The 6364-nt window shown below is 41.2% G+C and carries 6 protein-coding genes; 2 read left to right on the top strand and 4 right to left on the bottom strand.

The features are described from left to right. A partial coding sequence (locus E0496_RS08020) for a HAMP domain-containing protein (protein WP_141501068.1) occupies positions 1 to 1084 on the bottom strand: 1084 nt, incomplete at its 3' end. A 677-nt stretch (positions 1085 to 1761) separates the two neighbouring features. Between E0496_RS08020 and E0496_RS37145 the strand changes: the two genes are divergently transcribed. After that, positions 1762 to 1953, top strand: a complete 192-nt coding sequence (locus E0496_RS37145) for a helix-turn-helix domain-containing protein (protein WP_141501080.1) — start codon at positions 1762 to 1764, stop codon at positions 1951 to 1953. A 315-nt stretch (positions 1954 to 2268) separates the two neighbouring features. Here the strand turns inward: E0496_RS37145 and E0496_RS08010 are convergent, their stop codons facing one another. The 3 genes from E0496_RS08010 to E0496_RS07995 all read right to left on the bottom strand — a co-directional run bounded on the left by E0496_RS08010 (position 2269) and on the right by E0496_RS07995 (position 5589). Further along, positions 2269 to 2694 (bottom strand): MarR family winged helix-turn-helix transcriptional regulator, encoded by a 426-nt coding sequence (locus tag E0496_RS08010; RefSeq protein ID WP_141501067.1) that lies wholly within the window; start codon positions 2692 to 2694, stop codon positions 2269 to 2271. Between the two features lie 215 nt (positions 2695 to 2909). Next, positions 2910 to 4286 (bottom strand): NtaA/DmoA family FMN-dependent monooxygenase, encoded by a 1377-nt coding sequence (locus E0496_RS08000; RefSeq protein ID WP_141501066.1) that lies wholly within the window; start codon positions 4284 to 4286, stop codon positions 2910 to 2912. A 199-nt stretch (positions 4287 to 4485) separates the two neighbouring features. Continuing rightward, entirely contained in the window at positions 4486 to 5589 is a 1104-nt protein-coding gene (locus E0496_RS07995; protein ID WP_141501065.1) for a Gfo/Idh/MocA family protein, read from the bottom strand. Between the two features lie 384 nt (positions 5590 to 5973). Between E0496_RS07995 and E0496_RS07990 the strand changes: the two genes are divergently transcribed. Beyond that, positions 5974 to 6342, top strand: coding sequence for a winged helix-turn-helix transcriptional regulator (locus tag E0496_RS07990; RefSeq protein ID WP_141501064.1), 369 nt, complete (start codon positions 5974 to 5976; stop codon positions 6340 to 6342). Positions 6343 to 6364: the final 22 nt, after the last annotated feature.

The following is a 6364-nucleotide window of genomic DNA, read 5'->3' as shown; positions in this document are numbered from 1 at the left end:
CATCAATCGAAATTTGGAGATTAACAAGCATCTCATTAAAACGTTCATATAAAAAACCAAACTCATCATCCTTGTGATGTCTAATATTCAGATCCAGATTCCCTTCCTCTACCCGTTTGAATGCGCGCACAATTTTAACCAAAGGCTTGTTTATTGCACGGTTAATATACAATAGATATAAACCTACCATAATAATCGTGGCAGCAAAGAACAGCCAAAACCATTGAATATACGGAATGACAGATCGAAACATGGTGGGCTTGTACAGAAAATGATCCAGATAAATACCGCTTTCAGGTTCAACTGAGCGCATATAAATATAATCTACAGCCTTCTTAGCGAAAGAACCCTCCGTTAACTGCTCCGTAGCTTTGTTCGATGTGTAGCTTTGTTCCATTAATGGAGACAGCTCCGTGTTTTTGACAGCTATGATCTTGTCTGAGCTGCTGCTTAGACCCAGCACCATTGCACCCGTAAACTCACGTTCTGCTACAGCCTTAAGGCTTCGCTTCAGCTCGGTAGCTCGCAATTCGATTTCTACAACCAGTTCCGGTGTCCCGCTGAGTGAGCTATCAAGCGGAAAGGCAACCATAAGCAGCTTGTTTTTGTAAGAGATCACATTATACGGGTTTTCCAGCTTCTCTGCCGGAACGGCGTTTTCTTTGAGTTCGCCATACCCGTCAACCGCCGATATTTCCACATGGATTGGTGTCAAATACAGCCGGACATCAAAGATCAAGTCGCTACTATTTCGAATCGAGACAAGCTTAGCGCGGAGAAAATTAATCAATTCAATTTTTCGATACGATTCCAAAATATCATAAGCATTAACGAGTTGAACCAAATACGTGTCGTTCATCATGTCGTATTGAAGGGAATTAAAACGCTTGAAAGTACTGTTCAATTCCCTAATGTAATTCTCCGACTGCGTTTCTACCGAATTTACGATATCCTGTCTAAGCATGCCAGTTGCCCAGCTGTACAAGATGCCTGCCAAAATATAAATCGGAATCGTTGCAATGATAAAGGCAATGATTAAGCGCTTAAAAATGGAAAATTGCCATTGTCGATGCGATGGTCTCATAACGAGCCCCCTTGCGCTTATTTTAATTTTTGATTATAGCTTACTCCGAGCTATGAAAACAATGTTAAAATCCCGACTTCGTTATCATTATTCCGACCAATGCCGACTTCACTATATTTCCTCATCCAAACCTTAATTCGAGCCTTATTTGCACGCTTAAATGTTTTATGGTTTTCGATAGCTCCAATCTTCTACGCTATGCAGGCGCATGGCTTCCTCTTTGAGTGACTTTGGATCATGTTTAAACTTATGTCCTATTTTGCTGACATAAAAGTGCACCCCTTATAATAGACATTGGAAAAACACCCTGGGTAAACCGATGAACTATAGGAGGACATTATTTATGGCGATTAATTCCATTAAGACTGAGGCTATCCGATTACATGAGGTGGAGGGATGGAGCTACAGAGAGATCATAGAGTAATTGGAAATACATGACAAGGGACGGGTCAAGAAGTAGATGAGAAAGTACCGCGAATACGGTGAAGAAAGTTTCAAGTACAAGCGTGGAGGGCCGTTTCGAACAGAAACAGAGCAGGAGCGCCTGAGTCGACAGTTGCAGTTAAAGGTAGATGTACTAAAAAAGTGGTTATTACGCCTATGTAAAGCGTAGTACAACAGAGCCAGACGGAAAACTAAAGCTCAAAATATTAACAATCTAGGAGCAGCGCAATAAGATTCAAGGATTCCGCCGTATTCAAGATGAGTTATATCGTCAATATAACCTTATCCTCAATCATAAGAAGGTTCTGCGCCTCATACAAGAGCTTGGAATCAAGTCGATTTATAATGCCAGTACACGTCTCATGCTTACCACGACATGCTGCCAAAGATTAGCGCCCGAATCAGCATGTCTCGCCGAGTTATAACAATGCTCCATGGAAAGCTTATTCTCTCAACTGAAAGTTGAAGCTCTCTATCCCTATGATATCCGAAGTATTATGGTCTTGACCAAACTTATTTGAAGTAGAGCAAGTAAAAAGTAGCTTAAATAGTGATCTGATCGGTAATCAGACCGTATTCATGTTGTTGTCCCTTTTTTCAATCACAACAACAACAACAACGTATACCGATAAAATAAAAAAATCGCTAAAATAGCGACTTTTAATGAGAACTCGTAATTTTTGAACCAAACTTGATCACTTATATTCAGCAAGAAAAATATAAGTCGTTGAATTAAAGAGTCAGACTATATTCCTCTCCATTTGTTGCATTAGTTTTCTTACTATCAACCGATCTTCCATAGAAATAGATTTAAGCAATTTCTCCTGCTGCTCCCTCCATTTAGTCTCAACCGGTTTTTCTAATTCTTTTCCTTTGTCCGTTAGAAAGATGCGCATGATCCGTCCGTCATCTACATCACGTTTACGATATATAAATCCGTTCTGCTCCAGTGATTTAACCATGTTTGTTACCGTTGGTGGTTCGCACTTCAAGTGTTCACATAGTTGCATTTGTGTTACCCCATCACCCAACCACAGACGATACAACAAGTTATCTTGCCCTACATATAGATTAAGCTCCCTAAGAGATTCACTATAGTTTCGACGCATTTGGGAGGAAATCCGATCTAACGACTGTCGAATATCACAATCTACTGCATCTGTCATGTATTAACCTCCCTGTATTCGAATGAAATTTAGCAGACTAAATGTATCACTGTAAACTACAGGTGTCAATTCACCTTAGAGCTTGGAGATGATCCTGGATGTGGTCACTCCATCCTTTTACTTTTTTTACGGTGAAAGGGTCTCTTCGGTCGATTTTCATAATACATCATCATGGTTTGATCATAGACAGCTAATTTCGATTGACAGAAAGGTGTCTAACTTTTTTGCGAAGAATCGGATCGGTAATTCGAATAATGGACAAGGTCCCGCATTCCATATTCGTAAGGAATGCCCATATTCTTGCGTAGTGTTTTTCCTTCATATTCCTTATGGAACAAACCACGCTCTTGCAAGATAGGTACAACCTGATTTACAAAATCCGCAACACCATCAAAAGATACATCAGGTACAACTGAGAAGCCGTCACATGCTTCAGCCAAAAACCATTCTTCTAAAAAGTCAGCAACCTGTGTAGGTGTTCCTGCAACGACGGGATGATAGTTGATCACTCCGTGAGCGAGAACATCTCGAACGGATAGCCCTTGCAATAACAACTTCAAAGCTATTGGAGAACGTGGGTCCCTTGGGTTGGCATATGCATTTTTCAACAAGTCAGCCGGTAATGGTTTATCAATATCAACCAAGTTTACCGATAAGGGTATACCAATCATGGAACCGAGATAACTTACCCTGTTGGTGATTTCCTGGGGATTGAAGTTCATAAGCTGTTTCCGACGATCCAGAGCTTCTTCTTCCGTTGAAGCCAGAGAAAACATAAAACCTGCAAACATCTTGATATCATTCGGGTTTCGACCGAAACGGACAGCACTTTGTCGGATTGCCTGTCTGTGTTCACGAGCAGACGCTATATCATAAGGATTGGCGTAAACACCCGAAGCATATTTCCCCGCCAATTCTAGCCCCTCTCTTCCTCCTCCTGCCTGGAAAATAACAGGCTGTCCTTGCTCGGAAGGGGGAATGGGTAGAGGACCACGAGATGCATAATATTGACCCTGAAGGTTTATAGGCTGGATTTTGTCCATATCGGCAAACTCCCCTCCTTCTACATCTAACGTCCATGCGTCTGATCCCCAACTTCCCCACAAAGCCTGAACAATTTGTATGCTCTCATTAGCCTTGTCATATCGTTCTTTGCGTTCGATAACCCGGGCACCGAAATTGGCTGCCGCTAAGGGGTCGGATGTGGTAACCGCATTCCATCCCACACGACCATGACTGATTACATCCAGTGCTTTGAACTGACGTGCGATATTGTATGGGTAATTAAATGTCGTAGAGAGTGTAGCAACAAGCCCAATGTGTTTTGTCTCTCTTGCTACAGCCATTAGTGCCAACATAGGGTCCATAGGGAACATAGGTGTCTGAGGACCTAAGTTGTTGGATAATACTGGAGTATCGGCAATGAAGATCATTTGAAATTTTCCTTGTTCAGCTAATTTAGCCCGCTCAACATAACTATCCATATTGGTGTAAGCTGCAGGGTTTGTGCCAGGCATCCTCCATGCACTGAATTCAGCTCCATACCCGGAAACCATCTGCAGAGCCAGTTGCATTTCACTTCTCTTTTTCATATCGTTCTTCTCCTTCATTACGAATGGGCCAAGAGTGGAATTACCCTATTTTAGCGCTATAATAATTAGCCATCTGCAAAGAGGGCAATAAGAATGAACATAGTACCACTGTTTTATTTTTAAATTAGGAGTGATTGCAAAAGATCAAGAATCCGAAGCTGCAATGTGCTTGATCGCTGCGAATTCGAGTTTTTTAGCATTAAAAGTATTGACGTTCACCGGTCTGTGCTGATTTTTCGACGGCATCAAGTAACTGATGAAGTTTCACCGCATCTTCGAAATTAGGTGCTAAGGATGTACCTTCTTGAATATCTTGGGCGAATTTACGATAAGCCTGAGCCATATTCAGAACAAAGCCTGAGTCATTTTTTAGAGATAGTGGAGCCCAGTAATAGGCATCGGGAATGGTTAGTTCACGAAGCTCGTTGTCAGTAGGTCCTGCACCGCGTAATTGATGTGATCCGAATTGAATAGATGCAGGCGCACTCAGCACGATTGTGCCCTTATCTCCAAAAATTTCAATTGTTAGTCCTTTTTGATGTTTGACTCCACCTTGAATATGAACAATGGCTGCGGCACCACTCGTTAATTTTCCAGTAATCATTATTTGATCATCTGTCGTCTTCTTGATAACCTTCTTAATATCCACTAATTCAACTTCAGGAAACTGCTGTGCTGTAAGGGCAGAGAGTTCGGTAAAGTCCCCAAGCATGTGGGTAAATGCATCCAAATTATGTCCACCTACAATGGTCAGCAAGTTCCCTCCAATCTTTCGATCAAACAAGTATGCATTGGACTTGTCGCTCACACCCCCCATGCCATCAATAGAGATCTTTAAATTAGCAGACAACACTTTTCCAACATAACCATCTGCCAATAAATCTTTTACATACTGAACGGCCGGGGCTTGTCTGGCCTGCAATCCAATCGCATTTGGCAATTGTGCGGACGCTACCCATTCCTGCATTTCAAGTGCTTCACCTGTATTTGATCCCAGTGGCCATTCGCAATAGATCGGTTTTCCAGCAGGCGTAATGGTCTTAACGGCATGATAATGTTCCTTGACGTTAATACTGACGACGACCATGTCCACATCAGGATGTTGAGCCAGCTCCGCCATGTTATCAAAGCCGTGATCTGCATGGAAAGCTTCTGCGCTCTTCTTCGCACTCGTCATATTGCTTGTCCCCACAGCTGTAAGCTCAAACTCATCCAAATGCTCAATGGCTGGAATATGTGTACCACTCGCCCAACCATTATTAATTGAAGCACCTATAATTCCTGTACGAATTTTATTACTCAATGTAAAACATCTCCCTTATTTTAAATGTATTATCTCAGCCGGTCCTGATCTTCAACGGATCAACCACTTATAAAAAATTCTTGATATGTTTTTCGTCCAAATCCATTTATTAATTCATCAATTGCTTGATACTCTTAGGAAAAGTCGCTTCTGCCTGTGTTTTGCGCTCGTATAGGTCATACCATGCTGCAGCCACTGAAAGTTGAAGTCTATTTACTTTATTCACTTATCAGTAACCCCTTTCTGTGTTATATTTATTTAGCTTGCTAACTGTTTGCTTTTGTTCGATGACATAATCATAAAGTCATTATGTTCATTTGCAAAGAGGGCAATATAGATGAACATAGTACAACTTTTTGTACCTTAAGAATAGGAGTGATATCAATGAGGGTTTGTAATGAAGGATTTGATAAAGAATTTATCGATGATATGAAGGATATGTACGCGATTGCCTTTACCCAAAATGTTCTTTCAGGACGTTGGAAATATTTCATATTATGGTTTCTAAAAGGAGAAACACGACGTTATACAGATATAAAAAAATTTCTTGGAGGTTTATCACAAGGCTCGCTAACAAATCAGCTTAAAGAGTTGGAGAACGATGGGGTTATTAAACGTGAAGTCTATCCGGAAGTTCCTCCGCGGGTAGAGTATTCGTTAACGGACAAAGGTATCAAATTACTGCCGATTCTTGAGAAGATGGAGGACTTCGGTAAAGAATACGGTAAAAAAACCGAATCCGATGAAGGTTAGAACAAGAAAAGATCGTCCCATA

The sequence above is a fragment of the Paenibacillus luteus genome (assembly GCF_006542765.1).
Lineage (GTDB): Bacteria > Bacillota > Bacilli > Paenibacillales > Paenibacillaceae > Pristimantibacillus > Pristimantibacillus luteus.
Note: the sequence above shows the minus strand (reverse complement) of the source record. Positions and strands in the feature narration are given on the sequence as shown.

What these genes read in the sequence shown, in the direction of transcription:
- E0496_RS08000 (WP_141501066.1), bottom strand. Translation starts at nt 4,286, where the DNA reads ATGAAAAAGAGAAGTGAAATGCAACTGGCTCTGCAGATGGTTTCCGGG.
- E0496_RS08010 (WP_141501067.1), bottom strand. Translation starts at nt 2,694, where the DNA reads ATGACAGATGCAGTAGATTGTGATATTCGACAGTCGTTAGATCGGATT.
- E0496_RS07990 (WP_141501064.1), top strand. Translation starts at nt 5,974, where the DNA reads ATGAGGGTTTGTAATGAAGGATTTGATAAAGAATTTATCGATGATATG.